Here is a 15,506-nt window from a genome sequence, read left to right as displayed (position 1 = left end):
TCAGGTGAACGCCGTCAGAATCCAGAAGATAACGGCTGACATTGTAGCCGCCGCTGGGACGGTAATCACCCACGCGGCAATAATGGTCATGAAATGCGACCGCCGGACCAACTTGCGCCGCCGCTGCTCTTCACGGGCCAGCCGCAACTCGGGCGGACGACGATCATTACTTTGCTTTCGTCGGCGATCCTGATTCCATTCACGATAAAACCCGACGCCGAACACCGCACCCACCGCGATGTGGGTCGAGCTGACCGGCAACCCAAGCCAGCTTGCAACGATCACTGTGATTGCCGCCGACAAAGCGACGCAGAATGCACGCATCGGGTTCAGTTTGGTGATCTGGCTACCCACCATCCTGATAAGCTTGGGACCAAACAGGAACAGGCCGAACGAAATCCCAAAGGCACCGATCACCATTACCCATGTCGGGATCGTGACTTTCGAGGCAAAATCGCCAAATTCAGCGGCGTGCACAATCGCGGCCAGCGGGCCGACAGCATTGGCGACGTCGTTGGCACCATGTGCAAAGCTCAGAAAACCGGCCGAGATGACCAGAGGCAACCCAAACAAAACTTTCAGAGATTTGGTGCGGTTTTCCAGCCCTTCGGATTTGCGGCGAACCCAAGGCACGGTCACGGCCCAAGCCAGAATGCCCGAGGTCAGACCGATCAGTAGCGCGATTTCCAGATCGATTTTAACGATCCGCTTCAGGCCTTTGACAGAGAGATAGGTGGCAAATGCGCCAGCCATCACAGCCACCAGAATAGGCACCCAGCGACGGGCCGCGGCAATTTTGTCGTCTTGATACTGAATTTTCGCCTTGATCAGCGCCAGAAATCCGGCAGCAATCGCGCCGCCCAGAACCGGAGAGATCACCCAACTGGCGGCAATCGCGCTCATCGTGCCCCAGCTGACTGCGCTAAGGCCTGCTGCTGCGATACCAGCCCCCATCACGCCGCCAACGACCGAATGCGTTGTGGAAACAGGCGCGCCGACCCATGTTGCCAGGTTGACCCACATCGCCGATGAGATCAGCGCTGCCATCATCGCCCAGATAAAGACCGAGCTATTTTGGACTGAGGCAGGGTCGATGATGCCCTTGGAGATGGTCGAGACCACGTCTCCGCCCGCCAGCAGGGCCCCCGCGCTTTCCGCGACTGCGGCGATGGCAATTGCCCCACCCATGGTCAGGGCGTTGGCACCGACCGCAGGGCCCATGTTGTTGGCAACGTCGTTGGCGCCGATGTTGATTGCCATGTAGGCACCAAAACCAGCAGCCGCGATGACGATCAGCCCACCGTCTGCCCGACCGAATAGTATCGCAGCAATCAATCCGGCAATGACTATGAAGGCCAGTGCGATGCCCGGCGCAAGCAGCGGCCGCGCCACGTGTACGTTCGCATGCTCAAGGCGGGAAATTCGGTGCAGATCGCTGTCCAGGGCTTGCCAGCGGTTTTTATTGTTCGTGTTCGACATCGGTTTTCTGTGGGTGATACGGTTTAACCGGCGCGGTTAACGGTTGCCCGGTCTTGTGGCAACCGGCCTCACAGAAGTTTGTTGCGAAAGCGTTACATTTGCCGCAGCATTTCGCGCAGTTCCGGCTCTTGCACCAGCTCTGCGGCCTCTTTCGGCGAGAACCAGCGCCGTTCACGCTCGCTGACCTCGGGGAATTCCTCGGCCAGATCTTTGACATCTATGCGATACACATTGGTGCGTACGGGCTGGGCTGTGCCATCATCCAGAATCTTGTCATAGGTGAAATGTCCGACGGCTTTGCGGCCCAGGTGTTTCACTTTTACGCCGGCTTCTTCCCATGCTTCTTCTTTGGCAGTCTCGGCCCCGTCCATGCCGTCAATTGGCCATCCCTTTGGGATGACCCAACGGCCTGTGCCACGGCTGGTGATCAACAGAACTTTTTTGTCGTCGCCGGTTCCGCGCACGCACAAGGCTGCAAACTGTACCCTGTGTGGGCGTTGAAAGAAGGGTTTGCCAACTTCTTCCCAGATATTGTTCAGCCAAGATGCCATCGATTAAGTGCCAGTACTTTTCTTAGGTTCAAGGAAAAGTGACATAACAACTATAAACTAGGGCTTCAATGCATCTATTGAACGAACGCACTTTCTGAAGCAAACGAACGTCAGGTCCGCCGCTTGGCCCGCAAGGTTGGATCGGCCTGCGTCGGATCCTCGGGCCAGGGGTGTTTGGGATATTGCGCGCGCATGTCCTTGCGCACATCCGCGTAAGATCCAGCCCAAAATCCCGGCAGATCGCGCGTGATCTGGATTGGTCGCCGCGCAGGGGACAGCAGAGTGATCTTGAGTGCCTCGCCCCCGATAACCGGATGCCGGGTGACACCGAACAGTTCCTGCAGGCGGACCGAAATCTCGGGCACCGATCCGCCATACTCAATCGGCACATTGCGGCCCAGCGGTGTTTCAAATGATCCCGGCGCGCGGCGGTCCAGCTCCTGCGTTTGGGACCAGTCCAGCCGGGCGCGCAGGGCGGGCAGCAGGTCGAACTTTTTCCAGTCGTCTGCATTGCGCTGACCTGACAGCATGGGTAGCAGCCAGTCGTCCAGATCGGCCATCAGCCCGCCCAATGAAAAGTCCGGCAGGTCGATCCCTTCGGCGCGTACTAGTTCCACCCGTGCCGCCAATCGTGCCGCGGCCCCGTCCAGCCGCAATCCCAGATCACGCACTCCGTCCAGCATGGCGCGGGCGATGGCCTCGTCCGGCGCGTCCTTCCAGATACGGTCATCCAGAGTGATTGCGCCAAGGCGTTCCTGCGTGCGCGCAATGACCCGGCGCTCGCGTTTCGACCACGCGCAGCTGTCGACCCATTCGATCTGATCCGCGAACAGGTCCCGGATTTCACGCTCTGAGATTTGTGCGGCCATGCGCACCTTGGCTTCGCGCGGGTTTCCGTCCGTATCTGTCACAACAAGATACGGCGCGGCCGCCAATGTGTCACCGTTGTCCAGCACGACGCCCTTGCCGCCGGACAGAACGTAACGCGGCACATCGCCTTTGCGGCGTTGCCCAATGCGATCGGGATAGGCCAATGCGGCCATCGCGGCTGGGCTCAGGTCTGTCTTGCTGCTTCGAGTCTTCAGCCGCTTGCTCTCGGCTTTGATCCGTTCCAACGCGCCCATGTTGATCTGCCACACCCGGTTGCGTTGAAAGGCGCGGGCATCACGCAATGCTTCAAGCCGCAGCAACAGATCTACCGGAGCGCCCTTTAGCGGATCACGTTCCGCCATCAGCGCAGCCAACGAAGCGGCACTCTCCCCGGCAGTCACCAGCATATGCCCCAGCCGAGGATGCAGGGGTAGCGAAGCCAAGGCCCGTCCGTGGTCGGTGATCCGCCCTTTTGCATCCAACGCACCCAGCATGTTCAGCAATGTGCGGGCCTCGGCCATCGTTCCTTCGGGTGGCGGTGTCAGGAAGGCGAGCTCATCTGGTTCGGCCCCCCAAAGCGCCAGTTCCAGCGCAAGGCCCGTCAGGTCGGCGGCTTCGATTTCGGCAGGGGGGTAGGCGGCCAGCGCACCTTCTTCACCTTTGGACCAAAGCCGGTAACACACGCCCTCGGCTACGCGCCCTGCACGACCGGCGCGTTGGGTTGCTTCGGCCCGCGTCACCCGTTCCGTGACCAGCCGCGACATGCCAGAGCCCGGATCGAACCGCGCCCGGCGCGCCTGACCCATATCCACAACCACGCGGATGTCGGGAATGGTCAGCGAGGTCTCGGCGATTGACGTCGCGAGCACGACCTTGCGCCCTGTCTCGGCTGGCGAGATTGCTACGCGCTGAGCGGCAAAGGGCATTGCGCCGAACAGAGGTTTAACTGCGCAATTGCCGGTTAACCGTTTGGATAGCGCGGCCTCGGCCCTGCGGATTTCGCCTTCGCCGGGCAGAAACACGAGCATGCCGCCCTCGGTTTCACGCTCGGCCTGGACGACCAGATCAATCAGGGCGTCCAGGCGTCGCGCCTGCGCACCCAGTGGCCGGTCCAGCCAACGTGTTTCAACCGGGTAACTGCGCCCTTCGGACGTCACCACCGGCGCGTCCATCAGTTGGCCGACGGGTTCGGCGTCGAGTGTGGCGGACATCGCCAGCAGGATCAGGTCGTCGCGTAGTGCGCCCGTAACCTCAAGGCACAGGGCAAGCCCGAGATCAGCGTTCAAAGATCGTTCGTGAAACTCGTCAAAAATCACCGCGCCGACGCCGGGCAGATCCGGTTCAGATTGCAGCATTCGGGTCAGAATACCTTCGGTCACCACTTCGATTTGGGTTGTTTTTGAGGTTTTCGCATCGCCCCGCACGCGGTAACCAACGGTTTCGCCTGCACGTTGTCCCAGTGTTTCAGCCATCCGCTCTGCCGCGGCACGCGCAGCAAGCCTTCGGGGTTCGAGCATTATGATCTTGCTGTCGCGCAACCCGGCCTCGAGCATCGCAAGAGGCACCCGCGTTGTCTTGCCTGCGCCCGGAGGGGCTTGCAAAACGGCCCGGCCATTGGCCTTCAGGGCGTCAAGCAATTCGGGGATGGCGTCATCAATGGGCAGGTGTGTTGTCATTGGCGCTTTATCAGCCAACCACGGCGCAACGTCCAGTTCCGCTGTTTCCCAATGACGATGATCGCGCCGCTACGGCATAGAGCCAACAGCGGTCCGGTCAAAGAGGATCAACAGCAACACATAGGTGCGAAATGCAGGTATCGGGCAGGTTTCCTTCGCGGTCCGGTCTGGACAAATCACCTGTCGGGGCGGCAAGTAGTCGTGCCGCAAAAGATCGGGGTCGGAATGGATATGGACAGCCTAGGTGATAAGATTTTGGACGGAGACCGGCGTGCGCTGGCCCGGGCAATCACTCTGGTAGAAAGTGGCCGCGCCGATCATCGGGCGCAGGCGTCTGAATTGCTGGCGCATTTGGCCAAGGCCGGGCGGCAATCCCTGCGCGTTGGGTTGTCCGGTACTCCGGGGGTGGGCAAATCCACCTTTATCGAAAGCTTTGGCATGATGCTGATCGAGCAGGGCTTGCGCGTTGCGGTCCTGGCCGTCGACCCCAGCTCGACCCGTTCAGGTGGATCTATTCTGGGCGACAAAACCCGGATGGAGCGGTTGAGTCGCGAGAAGAACGCCTTTATCCGCCCATCCCCCAGCCAATCCCATTTGGGCGGCGTGGCTCGCCGTACACGTGAGGCGATTGCCCTGTGCGAGGCGGCGGGATTCGACGTGGTGCTGATTGAAACTGTAGGGGTCGGGCAGTCCGAGACCGTCGTTTCTGAAATGTCCGATCTGTTTCTGCTGCTGCTCGCTCCTGCGGGCGGGGATGAGTTGCAGGGGGTCAAACGCGGCATCATGGAAATGGCCGACATGATCCTCGTGAACAAGGCGGATGGAGATCTGAAAGCCACGGCCACCCGCACCTGTGCCGACTATGCGGGGGCTTTGCGCCTGCTGCGAAAACGCCCGCAGGACCCAGAAGGTTTTCCCAAAGCGATGACCGTTTCCGCGGTCGAGGAACATGGACTTGACCAAGCCTGGGACGAAATGACCACCCTGTCAGGCTGGCGGCGTGAAAACGGCCATTGGGATGGCAACCGCGCGGCGCAAGCGCGGTTCTGGTTCGATCAGGAGTTGCGTTACGCGCTGCTATCGCGGTTGGATACGCCGACCGCCCGCGCAGAAATGGATCGCCTTGGGGCCGCCGTTGGCGCAGGCAATCTCAGCCCGACGGCGGCTGCGGATCGAATGCTTAGTATCCTGGCAACACACTAGACGCCTGTTGGTGTCAGTGGTGGAGGGTACGCCAAAATCATGTATTATGGGCAAGGATGCAATTTCTGATTGTGCAATTTCGAGAGCAAGGCGGTAGTCTCGATGGTGCGCAAATCAACAAATGAACGCGTCGGAGAAAGCCGTACATGCCCAATATACGTGGGACAAATGGTGACGACGATATCGAAGTCACCGGCGACGAAGGTACGCTGAACGGTACGCCCCAAGGCACGCCCATTGATGATATTCGCGCCCGCGGCGGCGCCGATGAGATCACGATTGTAAGCAGTACTATTTCCGGAAGCGTACGCGGCAACGCCGGAAACGATGAAATCACCGTGTCCAAAGCCCAGATCGATGGGCAGATCAATGCGGGCCGCGATGCGGATACCGTCTCGGTTTTCGACGTTGGCGTCGGCAATATCCGTTTGGGGCAGGGTAATGATACCCTGAACTTTATCCGAACCCAAGTCGCCGGGGATGTACGGGGCGGCGGCGGGCAGGACGCGCTGAACCTTCCGGTTGGCACCACTGTAACAGACGACAATTTCGGTACGTTCACCGTTGTTGTCGGACAATCCTATTCGCTGTCCAACGGCAGCTTCGAATTACCCTCGGGGATCGTGGTCAACTATAGCGGGTTTGAGTCCGGCACAGGCTTTTTGTGCTTTACCCGCGATACAGTAATTCAAGCACAACGTGGTCCGGTCCTTATTCAGGATCTTCGGCAGGGGGATATGATCCCAACGCAGGGCAACGGGATGCAGCCGGTCCGCTGGATCGGGCGTCGTAAATTTGGCTCTGTGGCATTGGCGCGCGATCCGAAACGTCGCCCCGTCCGCATATTGGCAGGCGCGCTGGGCAATGGGTTGCCCAAACGAGACCTGCTGGTGTCACGGCAGCACAGAATGCTGGTGCAGTCGAAAATCGCTGAACGGATGTTTGGAGAACCCGAAGTTCTGATTCCAGCGATAAAACTGACCACCCTGCCAGGCATATTCGTCGATGATACGGTGGACAGTGTCGAATATTACCACCTGCTTTTTGACCGGCACGAGGTTATCTTTGCCGAAAATGCCCCAAGCGAAAGCCTGTTTACCGGGCCTGAGGCCCTCAAGGCCCTTAGCCTTGAAGCTCGGCGTGAGATATTCGATATCTTTCCGGAATTGGCGGATATGAACCACAATCCCAACCCGGCCCGGTATATCCCCAAAGGTCCCCAACAGGCGCGCCTCGTGGCGCGGCATCTGAAGAATGAAAAACCACTGCTTTAGGATACGACGCCTAGGGGACGCCCCTCGGATGTTTAAATTCCATAAAAGCAGCCATGTTGAACCCGCCCTGAACACGTGACTGAATGAGATTACCCGATCAGGCAGGCGACTCCGGTCTAAAAAAGGCAGTTGAATAATGCAGCAATGTCGGATTTTTGATGGAAATCGACTGCGTGCCACGCTTTTCAATCCAGGTCAGCCTCGCTTGTATGTCACCTTTCGCCACCGGGTTTCTGAACCGGGACAGTCTTCGGAACCCCGGTCAGCGGCAACTTTCATACAGGCGGGGTATGCGCATTTGCATCGTGCAGCACGACTGAAAAGCCCCCGCTGCTGGGCGCGTCTGGCGGCTGCAGCGGCAAAATCAGGTCGTCCTGAATTGGAAAATCACGCCCTGAAACGGCTGGGAGAATTAAATGAAAACTTGGTGCTGTGAATCCTTGGCATATGGCTTGACCCCGTCTGTGATTCCCACTACATGCATCCAACCAGTTTTCGGGCGCGACTTCGGGTTGTGCCCCTTGTGATTTGGCCGAGGGTGTAATGCCTGGCCTCCAGAAACAAAGGAAGAAACCATGTCGCGCCGTTGCGAACTGACCGGAAAAGGCCCGATGACTGGCAACAATGTCAGTCATGCCAAAAACAGAACTCGTCGTCGTTTTCTGCCAAACCTGAACGATGTTACGTTGCAGTCGGAAACGCTGGGACGTGGCGTCAAGCTGCGCATCTCGGCGGCTGCCCTGCGTTCGGTGGACCACCGCGGTGGTCTGGACGCGTTCCTGGCGAAAGCCAAGGACGATGAGCTGTCCAACAACGCATTGAAAGTGAAAAAGGAAATCGCCAAGGCGCAAGCTTCGGCCTAAGACCTTTTTCCTACAAGAATTCTGGCCCTGTACCTTTTGGTGCAGGGTTTTTTCGTTTTGTGCAGAGTGCTGTTCTCAATTTGGAATTAAATTTCCGCGTTGGGTGAAATTGTTCACATACCGTTTGCTCTACCCGTATTATGTTTAGGCATATTCATCTGGCGGAGTTCAACCTCATGTCGTTCAAATCATTACCTTCTTTCTCCCTACTGGCCGACTTTTTCGGCAAAACGTTTGGGGCATGTCTGCGGATGCAGCGTCGGGTGAATCGGCTGCATACGAGCCTGACAAAAGGGTCCGTCAAGCGCCCGGAACTGGACCGCTGACATTGTCCTCCCGGCCCTGGGCTTCAGGCGTGTCTGATTGCGCTTGAAGCCCGTTTTGTCTCTGGCCTATATCGGGGACAGGATGAAACCCGTTCTGAACAAAATTCTGCCGTTTGTGCTGTCGCTGCTGGTCGTTTTGACCGGGCAGGGCGTTGCTGCATCGCGCGGTGTGGACCGGGCGGTGGGGCATATGGTGCTGTGTACCGGATCTGGTCCGGTCGTGGTCTATATGGATGCCGAAGGGCAGCCGACAAAGGCCCCGCACTTCTGTCCGGATTATGCGTTGAACCTGTTGGGCGCGGTGAGCATTGACGAACCGTCCCTGGCAGTTGCCCCGGACACCGATCGACCCATGCCATCGCGTATCGCGGAGAATCTGATCGCTCTGCCTATACCGTTTCAGCCAGCCCGGGCACCTCCTGCAAGTGTTTGATTCATTAACAATTCTTATCAAACACCAAACTACAGGAGAGGCGCTATGTCCCTCACATCCAGACTGCTGACCACCCTTGCCGCCGCAACTATTGCTACGGCTGCTTTTGCGCAGGACACGATCACCGTCGATGACGCTTATGCCCGATCATCGGGTAAAACGGCCAAAGCTGGCGCGGCCTTCATGATGATCCAGAACACCGGCGCGACCGATGACCGTTTGATCGGCGTGGAATCCGACGCTGCGGCTCGGGTCGAGCTGCACACCCATATTGTCGACGAAAATGGCGTTGCCAAAATGACCCATGTCGAAGAGGGCATTGCCATCCCGGCGGGTGAAACGCACATGCTGAAGCGCGGTGGCGACCACGTGATGTTCATGGGCCTGACAGCCCCGTTTGAGCAGGATGCAATGGTTCCCGTTACGCTGATCTTCGAGACAGCAGGCGAAGTCGAGATCGAAATTCCGGTGGATTTGGAGCGTAAGGACACCGGCGGTCACGGTTCGCATTCGAACTAGAGCTGCGCCTGAATTCGGGCCGCGCTGCGACCGTCATCTATGCGTCAGGCCGGGATATTCCCGGCCTGTTGTCGTTGTGGAAAAGGCTCAGCGGTTGACCACCCGCATCGCCACGCGGTCATGGGCGCGTTTGAAGCGCATGGCCAGCCAGAGCATTACTGCGGCAAAGGCCAGCGCCGAGAAAGCAATCGCCCAGCCGAGCGCCACCATGCCGCTGCCCGGCCAGAACAACAAAACAAGGCCGATCAACAGCGCGACAATGCCGGAGTTGCGCATGGTGGATGCGTCCGGATGTGCATCGGGCAATTGCCGCCACGCCATCAGCGAGCCTATCCCGACAATCAATGCCCAGGCTCCCAGCAGGAAGAACGCGAGGCGCGCGACGCCTTCCGGCCAGATCAGCAGGATCAGTCCGATCAGAAGCGCCCCGATGCCGAAACCGCCAATCAGGCCACGTCGACCAAACCCCAGCAGCGTCAGGCCACCATCGAGGACCAGCAGCAGGCCCACCAGACGGATCAGCAAAGAGATGCTGCCCGTCGGCCAGAATAGCGCTGCGATCCCGAGCGCACCGGCCAGGAGTCCGCGCAGCAAGAATGTCCACCACAGGTCCGTTAGCTGATCACCAAGGGCGCCACGCGTGTCGAGGCTGTCATCATCAAGGATTTCACCTTGTTGGTTTTTTGGGTCTGTCATGGGGACCTCTCGGGTTGTTAGGGCACTAGTATAGCAAGGAAATTCGCCTCTTGTCTGCGGGTTTCGCCCTATTGCGATTTTAGGATCTGATCGACCCAGCGCGGAATGGTTTCTGTTGCGGGGCCAAGTATGACTTCGTCGAAACTGGATGCGCCGGTCGACGGCTCGAGGTTCAGTTCGACAGTTTTTGCTCCGGACATCATGGCCTCGTGCACGAAGGCCGCGGCGGGATAGACCTGACCCGAAGTGCCAATGGCGGCGAAGATACTTGCGTCTGCCAGATGATCATAGATGGCGTCCATGTGATAAGGCATCTCACCAAACCACACCACATCCGGGCGCGCGGTGGGGGCTGCGCAGGCAGGGCAGGGCTCGCCCACGGCCATTTCGGGCGGTGCCGCCCAGCGGTGGCCACAGGCCGCGCAAAGCGCCCCGGCCAGCGTTCCGTGCATGTGGATCACGCCTTGCGCGCCACCGGCCTCGTGCAGGCTGTCGACGTTTTGTGTGACGATCACAACCTCGCCGGGCCAGTCCCGCTGTAGTCGGGAAAGTGCATCGTGGGCCGCGTTAGGTTGCGCCTCGGCGGCCTGTGCGCGGCGGGCATTATAAAACCCGTGCACCAGCGCGGGATCACGCGCGAACCCTTCGGGCGTGGCAACGTCCTCGATCCGGTGCTGGGCCCACAAACCGCCCTCGTCGCGGAATGTGCCCAACCCGCTTTCGGCGGAAATACCGGCCCCTGTCAGAATGACGATCTTTTCCATCTTGGCCCTTCGCGTTACACCGTGGTTCATGACCCACCGTATCTTGTTCGTCTGTCTGGGCAATATCTGCCGTTCTCCCGCCGCCGAAGGTGTTTTTCGCACCCGCGCGCCGCATCACACCACCGATAGTGCGGGGACGTCGGGTTGGCACATCGGTGACCCACCTTATGGGCCGATGCAAAAGGCAGCTCAGTCGCGCGGCATTAAACTGGATGATTTACGGGCGCGGCAATTCACGGCCAGGGATTTCGACAGGTTCGATCTGATCATCGGGATGGATGCCGACAACATCGCGAATATCGAGGCACTGCGACCAGCCGGGAACGAAACCCCAGTGCGTCTGCTGACGGATTTTGCGCCACATATCGGCACAGACCACGTCCCGGACCCATACTATACCCGTGACTTCGATGGAGCATTGGATCTAATCGAGGCAGCGGTCGAAGGTCTCGACACGCATCTACGCGGCTAGTTCATCAACTTTAGGCGGTTGTTCAGCCATGGCAATTGCGCAAGGGCCGGGTCAACAATCTGGCTGCCCATTAGGCGGCGCATCATGCCTGCGACTTCTTGCGGAACCTGACCTGACCAGTCGGTGCGGGTGAACAAGGAAATCGTCCGCGACACATCTCCGATCGGGGCAGGGTGCGCCTCAAGCCCGTCATGGAATCGCGCCGCCCGCATGTAGCCCAGCGGCGTCGTGATCGCCCAGCCGAGGCCGCGCGCGACCATTGCCATCAACGCCAGATGAGAACCGATTTCGAACCGTTCTTCAAATTCCAGCTGCTGGCGCGCCAGATGGGCCTCAATCTGGCGGCTGATCAACTGCTCGCGGGCATAGCGTAGGAAGGGCAGATCCTGCATGGCGTTTTCGACCCCTTTGGGCGTCACCAGAATGAAGGGATCGCGCACCAGCGGGTACTCGACCACGCCTTCCAGCACCTCGCCGCTATGGGCTGACACCACAAGCTGAAGGCGCTGCGCCTCAAGTTCTTCGAACAGGTCAAGACTGGGCAGTGTGATCAGTTTGAACTTTGACCGCGTCAGACTTTCGGCCAACAGAGTGGCCAGTCGCGGGGTCAGGTCATTGTCGAAATCGTCAATCAGGCCGACAGACAGGGTTGCAAGGTGCCCCAGGTCCATCACAGTCAGCTCGCTTTGGGCCATCTGGAGTTCGGCCAGAACAGCCTGCGCGCGGGCCAGAAAGCTGCGCCCAGCCTGGGTCAGGCGCATCGGACGTCGTGCGTGATCCACCAAATCGGTGCCCACAGCCTTTTCCAGATTGCGCAACTGTTGTGACACTGACGGCTGGCTAAGCCCCGTGATCTCGGCAGCCTGCGCCACCGATCCGGTCCGCGCCAATGCCTCGAACACTTCGAGGCCGCGCAGCGTCAGCCCTTTCATAACCATCAGATATCCCTTTCGCTGCGCCTTTCTGGGGCTCAGTTCGGGTCAGGTCAAGGATTGATCAGCCTAGTTGCAGATCGCCTGCGCCATCTGGCCAAAGTTCCGATACCGATCCCACAGCGCATCGTCGCGCTGGGTCTTCGACATCTTGAGTTCTTGCGCCTGATGCGGGTCGCGGAACCACTTGGCAACGGTCTTCTGATCGCTGCGAGTCAACGCCTGATTGGCCACCCGCTGAATGCAACTGCACCGATCCCGCGTCGCCGCCGACCGGTCAGACGCCAGACACGCCCGTTTGATCTGCGCCGCGTCTGCGACCGGAGCTACCGCCACCATCGACGTGGCACAGAATGCGATTAAGAGGAACTTTTTCATGCTCATGCCTCGTATTTTCCTGCCCGGACGGGTCTGATGCCCCTCTCGGTCTGCGGCGGAGTATGAATCAAACTGGAATTGTGATCAATGGCCAAGATGTTTCGCAGCAACAGCGCCGCCTCGGTTCGGGTCAAAGCCGGTCGGGCAGTTTCCATTGGGCCTGCCGCGTACCCTGCGAGGTCACGAAAGAACAATCTGTCGGGGTCATCACATTGGGTCGTTGGCGTTGACAGAAGGCTCTCGGATGCGGCGCCATTGGCGCGGATGACACTGTGGTCGTCCAGCAGTAGGTGGTGATAGCGGGCGGTTTTTTCGTTGGATAGGGTGGCAACGCCTGCATCTACGAAACTGATCGCTGGCACAAACACCTCGGGTGCTGCGAACAACAGTTCCGCTACTGGATGCACGATTACCAACCTGTGCTGTTGCGAAACCTTTAGTGGCGAGAAGTTAAGTATTATTCCGGCCGGAACCTCGACCAACCTGAAACGTCCTGCCGCTATGACATCCTGCGATCCGACCCATTTCACCGATTGATAGCCATTGTCCTGCGTCCAAACCTTGTCGCCGGGGCGCAATGTTTCGACACGGGCATAGCCATTTTGGGTTTCTATCAATGTGCCACTGCCATAACAGATCGGCGTGACGTAGTCCGCAACCGCAAAGCTTGGACCTTCCTGGGTGTCAACAACCGTCAGTGTAACGCCTGCTGGAGGAAACTCCCCCGGGCCACCGATGAAGGCGATCCCTTCCACCGTCGCATAGGATGGGGACGAGTTGTTCACGTTGAACGCGATGGCCTGCCACGTGTTTGTACCATCCGTCAACGTGATACCGTATTCGGCCTCAACCCGAGTACCGTCGTTGAAGTTGACGCCGTCGATAGTTTGATCACCGTCAAGGAGCTGATTGGTATCATTGTCGGCAAAATTCGTGTCGCTACCGCCATCGCTGATGAAGACCTCGGTAGCGGTTCGCGTGTCAATCGTGATGGTCTGTCCGATAAGGTGTATACCTGTACCCTGGTCCAAACCATCCAACCCCTGCGAAACAGAGATGGAAAGCTGGCTTTCACCCAGCACGAATATCGAATAATTGGCCAAAGACTACTCTGCTTTCTTGTTGGTGCGCCGGCCATTCAGCGCCACGATCCTACCCACTGGCTGATTTTGGGTAAATGCGTCAGAGCAGAAAGACACCATAGCAGCCTTTTCTGCAACGCTTCACGGCTTGACGAGGCCCCAATCTCCGGACATATCCCAACCCATGACAGACCTCGCTCATATCCGCAATTTCTCCATCGTCGCGCATATCGACCATGGCAAATCCACCCTTGCTGACCGGCTCATCCAAGAGACCGGGACAGTCAAGGATCGTGACATGAAGGAACAGCTGCTCGACAGCATGGATATCGAGCGCGAGCGTGGCATCACCATCAAGGCCAACACGGTTCGCATCGATTATACCGCCGACAATGGCGAGCAGTACGTGCTGAACCTGATCGACACCCCGGGCCACGTGGACTTTGCCTATGAGGTCTCGCGGTCGATGCGCGCGGTCGAAGGATCGCTGCTGGTTGTGGACTCGACGCAGGGCGTCGAGGCGCAGACGCTGGCGAATGTCTACCAGGCCATCGACGCCGATCATGAGATCGTTCCGGTGCTGAACAAGATCGACCTGCCTGCGTCCGACTGTGATCGCGTGGCCGAACAGATCGAGGATGTGATCGGCATTGACGCGTCTGAGGCCATTCAGGTAAGCGCCAAAACCGGGCAGGGCATCCACGAGACACTGGAGTCCATCGTCACCCATCTGCCTGCGCCTAAAGGCACGCTCGACGCGCCGCTCAAGGCGATGCTGGTCGACAGTTGGTACGACGCCTATCTCGGCGTCATCGTGCTGGTCCGCATCATGGACGGCACGCTGAAAAAGGGAATGCGGGTCAAGTTCATGTCGAACAACACCCTGCACCATGTCGATCGCGTCGGCGTATTCCGACCTGAGATGGAGATGGTCGACAGCCTCGGCCCCGGTGAGATCGGCTTTCTCACCGCCTCGATCAAACAGGTCCGCGACACTCGCGTAGGTGACACGATCACCAATGACCGCAACGGCACCGAAGAGGCTCTGACAGGCTTCAAACCCGCGCAGCCGGTGGTGTTCTGTGGCCTCTTCCCCGTCGACAGTTCCGAATTCGAAGACCTGCGCGATGCGATCGACAAGCTGGCCCTGAACGACGCCTCGTTCAGCTTTGAAATGGAAACCTCGGCCGCGCTGGGTTTTGGCTTCCGTTGCGGCTTCCTGGGCCTGCTGCACCTTGAGGTCATCCGCGACCGCATCGAGCGTGAATACGATATCGAGCTGATCACCACCGCGCCGTCGGTGATCTATCACGTCTACATGAAAGACGGCGTGATGATCGAGCTGCACAACCCTGCTGACATGCCCGACCCCTCCAAAGTCGACCATATTGAGGAACCGCGCATCAAGGCGACCATCTTGGTTCCGGACGAATTCCTCGGCGACGTGCTGAAACTGTGTCAGGACCGCCGCGGCATCCAGCTGGACCTGACCTATGCGGGCAGCCGCGCCATGGTCGTCTATGACCTGCCGCTGAACGAGGTCGTCTTTGACTTCTACGACCGCCTGAAATCGGTGACCAAAGGCTATGCCTCGTTCGATTATCAGATGACCGGCTATACCGAGGATAATCTGGTCAAGATGTCGGTGCTGGTGAACGACGAACCCGTCGATGCGCTGTCGACCATGGTTCACCGCGACCGGGCCGAGATGCGGGGCCGGGCGATGTGCGAAAAGCTCAAGGACCTGATCCCGCGCCACATGTTCAAAATCCCGATCCAGGCCGCCATCGGAGGCAAGGTCATCGCCCGCGAGACCCTCTCGGCCCTGCGCAAGGACGTGACCGCCAAATGCTACGGCGGCGACGCCACTCGGAAACGCAAACTGCTGGATAAGCAGAAGGCGGGTAAGAAGAAGATGCGCCAGTTCGGGAAGGTAGATATCCCGCAGGAAGCGTTTATTTCAGCGTTGAAGATGGACAGCTAAGGCT

The 15,506-nt window shown here is 58.9% G+C and carries 15 protein-coding genes; 7 read left to right on the top strand and 8 right to left on the bottom strand.

Annotated features, from left to right (window positions below):
• The 3 genes from AC2FIB_RS11355 to hrpB all read right to left on the bottom strand — a co-directional run bounded on the left by AC2FIB_RS11355 (position 1) and on the right by hrpB (position 4,576).
• The gene (locus AC2FIB_RS11355; protein ID WP_282153507.1) at positions 1-1,479 is read right to left on the bottom strand and encodes an inorganic phosphate transporter; all 1,479 of its coding nucleotides are present in this window, start codon (positions 1,477-1,479) and stop codon (positions 1-3) included.
• A gap of 92 nt (positions 1,480-1,571) precedes the next feature.
• Positions 1,572-2,030, bottom strand: a complete 459-nt coding sequence (locus AC2FIB_RS11350) for an NUDIX hydrolase (protein WP_108861772.1) — start codon at positions 2,028-2,030, stop codon at positions 1,572-1,574.
• 110 nt (positions 2,031-2,140) lie between these two features.
• Positions 2,141-4,576, bottom strand: a complete 2,436-nt coding sequence (hrpB, locus tag AC2FIB_RS11345) for an ATP-dependent helicase HrpB (RefSeq protein ID WP_496736816.1) — start codon at positions 4,574-4,576, stop codon at positions 2,141-2,143.
• A gap of 225 nt (positions 4,577-4,801) precedes the next feature.
• Here hrpB and meaB point away from each other — a divergent pair, with 225 nt between their 5' ends.
• The 5 genes from meaB to AC2FIB_RS11320 all read left to right on the top strand — a co-directional run bounded on the left by meaB (position 4,802) and on the right by AC2FIB_RS11320 (position 9,194).
• The gene (meaB, locus tag AC2FIB_RS11340; protein WP_282169410.1) at positions 4,802-5,779 is read left to right on the top strand and encodes a methylmalonyl Co-A mutase-associated GTPase MeaB; all 978 of its coding nucleotides are present in this window, start codon (positions 4,802-4,804) and stop codon (positions 5,777-5,779) included.
• Positions 5,780-5,925: 146 nt separating this feature from the next.
• Positions 5,926-7,053: a Hint domain-containing protein gene (locus tag AC2FIB_RS11335; RefSeq protein WP_496736818.1), complete on the top strand. Its 1,128-nt coding sequence runs from the start codon at positions 5,926-5,928 to the stop codon at positions 7,051-7,053.
• A 575-nt stretch (positions 7,054-7,628) separates the two neighbouring features.
• Positions 7,629-7,916, top strand: a complete 288-nt coding sequence (rpmB, locus tag AC2FIB_RS11330; protein WP_058272217.1) for a 50S ribosomal protein L28 — start codon at positions 7,629-7,631, stop codon at positions 7,914-7,916.
• Positions 7,917-8,279: 363 nt separating this feature from the next.
• On the top strand, positions 8,280-8,675 hold the full coding sequence (locus AC2FIB_RS11325; RefSeq protein ID WP_496736820.1) for a hypothetical protein: 396 nt from the start codon (positions 8,280-8,282) through the stop codon (positions 8,673-8,675).
• Positions 8,676-8,720: 45 nt separating this feature from the next.
• Positions 8,721-9,194: a copper chaperone PCu(A)C gene (locus tag AC2FIB_RS11320; RefSeq protein WP_472724685.1), complete on the top strand. Its 474-nt coding sequence runs from the start codon at positions 8,721-8,723 to the stop codon at positions 9,192-9,194.
• Between the two features lie 87 nt (positions 9,195-9,281).
• On the opposite strand, the gene AC2FIB_RS11315 is transcribed toward AC2FIB_RS11320, so the two are convergent.
• Both AC2FIB_RS11315 and AC2FIB_RS11310 read right to left on the bottom strand, forming a co-directional pair.
• Entirely contained in the window at positions 9,282-9,890 is a 609-nt protein-coding gene (locus AC2FIB_RS11315; protein ID WP_496736821.1) for an HdeD family acid-resistance protein, read from the bottom strand.
• Positions 9,891-9,958: 68 nt separating this feature from the next.
• Positions 9,959-10,654, bottom strand: a complete 696-nt coding sequence (locus AC2FIB_RS11310) for an NAD-dependent deacylase (protein ID WP_496842067.1) — start codon at positions 10,652-10,654, stop codon at positions 9,959-9,961.
• 28 nt (positions 10,655-10,682) lie between these two features.
• Here AC2FIB_RS11310 and AC2FIB_RS11305 point away from each other — a divergent pair, with 28 nt between their 5' ends.
• Positions 10,683-11,126, top strand: coding sequence for a low molecular weight protein-tyrosine-phosphatase (locus tag AC2FIB_RS11305; RefSeq protein ID WP_496736863.1), 444 nt, complete (start codon positions 10,683-10,685; stop codon positions 11,124-11,126).
• On the opposite strand, the gene AC2FIB_RS11300 is transcribed toward AC2FIB_RS11305, so the two are convergent.
• The 3 genes from AC2FIB_RS11300 to AC2FIB_RS11290 all read right to left on the bottom strand — a co-directional run bounded on the left by AC2FIB_RS11300 (position 11,123) and on the right by AC2FIB_RS11290 (position 13,539).
• Complete coding sequence (locus AC2FIB_RS11300; protein WP_496699777.1) at positions 11,123-12,064, bottom strand: LysR family transcriptional regulator; 942 nt, start codon at positions 12,062-12,064, stop codon at positions 11,123-11,125. The two genes, AC2FIB_RS11305 and AC2FIB_RS11300, sit on opposite strands and share 4 nt — an antisense overlap.
• 63 nt (positions 12,065-12,127) lie before the next feature.
• On the bottom strand, positions 12,128-12,436 hold the full coding sequence (locus AC2FIB_RS11295) for a hypothetical protein (RefSeq protein ID WP_058276999.1): 309 nt from the start codon (positions 12,434-12,436) through the stop codon (positions 12,128-12,130).
• A 2-nt stretch (positions 12,437-12,438) separates the two neighbouring features.
• Positions 12,439-13,539, bottom strand: a complete 1,101-nt coding sequence (locus AC2FIB_RS11290; protein ID WP_496842066.1) for a Hint domain-containing protein — start codon at positions 13,537-13,539, stop codon at positions 12,439-12,441.
• A gap of 163 nt (positions 13,540-13,702) precedes the next feature.
• Here AC2FIB_RS11290 and lepA point away from each other — a divergent pair, with 163 nt between their 5' ends.
• Complete coding sequence (gene lepA, locus AC2FIB_RS11285) at positions 13,703-15,502, top strand: translation elongation factor 4 (protein ID WP_496736826.1); 1,800 nt, start codon at positions 13,703-13,705, stop codon at positions 15,500-15,502.
• The last annotated feature ends 4 nt before the right edge of the window (positions 15,503-15,506 follow it).

The organism is Ruegeria sp. YTSA072 (assembly GCF_059610285.1).
The sequence above is the reverse complement of the archived record's forward strand: the minus strand, read 5'-3'. Positions and strand labels throughout refer to the sequence as shown.

What these genes read in the sequence shown, in the direction of transcription:
- AC2FIB_RS11295 (WP_058276999.1), bottom strand. Translation starts at nt 12,436, where the DNA reads ATGAAAAAGTTCCTCTTAATCGCATTCTGTGCCACGTCGATGGTGGCG.
- AC2FIB_RS11335 (WP_496736818.1), top strand. Translation starts at nt 5,926, where the DNA reads ATGCCCAATATACGTGGGACAAATGGTGACGACGATATCGAAGTCACC.
- AC2FIB_RS11355 (WP_282153507.1), bottom strand. Translation starts at nt 1,479, where the DNA reads ATGTCGAACACGAACAATAAAAACCGCTGGCAAGCCCTGGACAGCGAT.
- AC2FIB_RS11315 (WP_496736821.1), bottom strand. Translation starts at nt 9,890, where the DNA reads ATGACAGACCCAAAAAACCAACAAGGTGAAATCCTTGATGATGACAGC.
- rpmB (WP_058272217.1), top strand. Translation starts at nt 7,629, where the DNA reads ATGTCGCGCCGTTGCGAACTGACCGGAAAAGGCCCGATGACTGGCAAC.
- AC2FIB_RS11320 (WP_472724685.1), top strand. Translation starts at nt 8,721, where the DNA reads ATGTCCCTCACATCCAGACTGCTGACCACCCTTGCCGCCGCAACTATT.
- lepA (WP_496736826.1), top strand. Translation starts at nt 13,703, where the DNA reads ATGACAGACCTCGCTCATATCCGCAATTTCTCCATCGTCGCGCATATC.
- AC2FIB_RS11310 (WP_496842067.1), bottom strand. Translation starts at nt 10,654, where the DNA reads ATGGAAAAGATCGTCATTCTGACAGGGGCCGGTATTTCCGCCGAAAGC.
- AC2FIB_RS11305 (WP_496736863.1), top strand. Translation starts at nt 10,683, where the DNA reads ATGACCCACCGTATCTTGTTCGTCTGTCTGGGCAATATCTGCCGTTCT.
- hrpB (WP_496736816.1), bottom strand. Translation starts at nt 4,576, where the DNA reads ATGACAACACACCTGCCCATTGATGACGCCATCCCCGAATTGCTTGAC.
- AC2FIB_RS11300 (WP_496699777.1), bottom strand. Translation starts at nt 12,064, where the DNA reads ATGGTTATGAAAGGGCTGACGCTGCGCGGCCTCGAAGTGTTCGAGGCA.
- AC2FIB_RS11350 (WP_108861772.1), bottom strand. Translation starts at nt 2,030, where the DNA reads ATGGCATCTTGGCTGAACAATATCTGGGAAGAAGTTGGCAAACCCTTC.
- meaB (WP_282169410.1), top strand. Translation starts at nt 4,802, where the DNA reads ATGGATATGGACAGCCTAGGTGATAAGATTTTGGACGGAGACCGGCGT.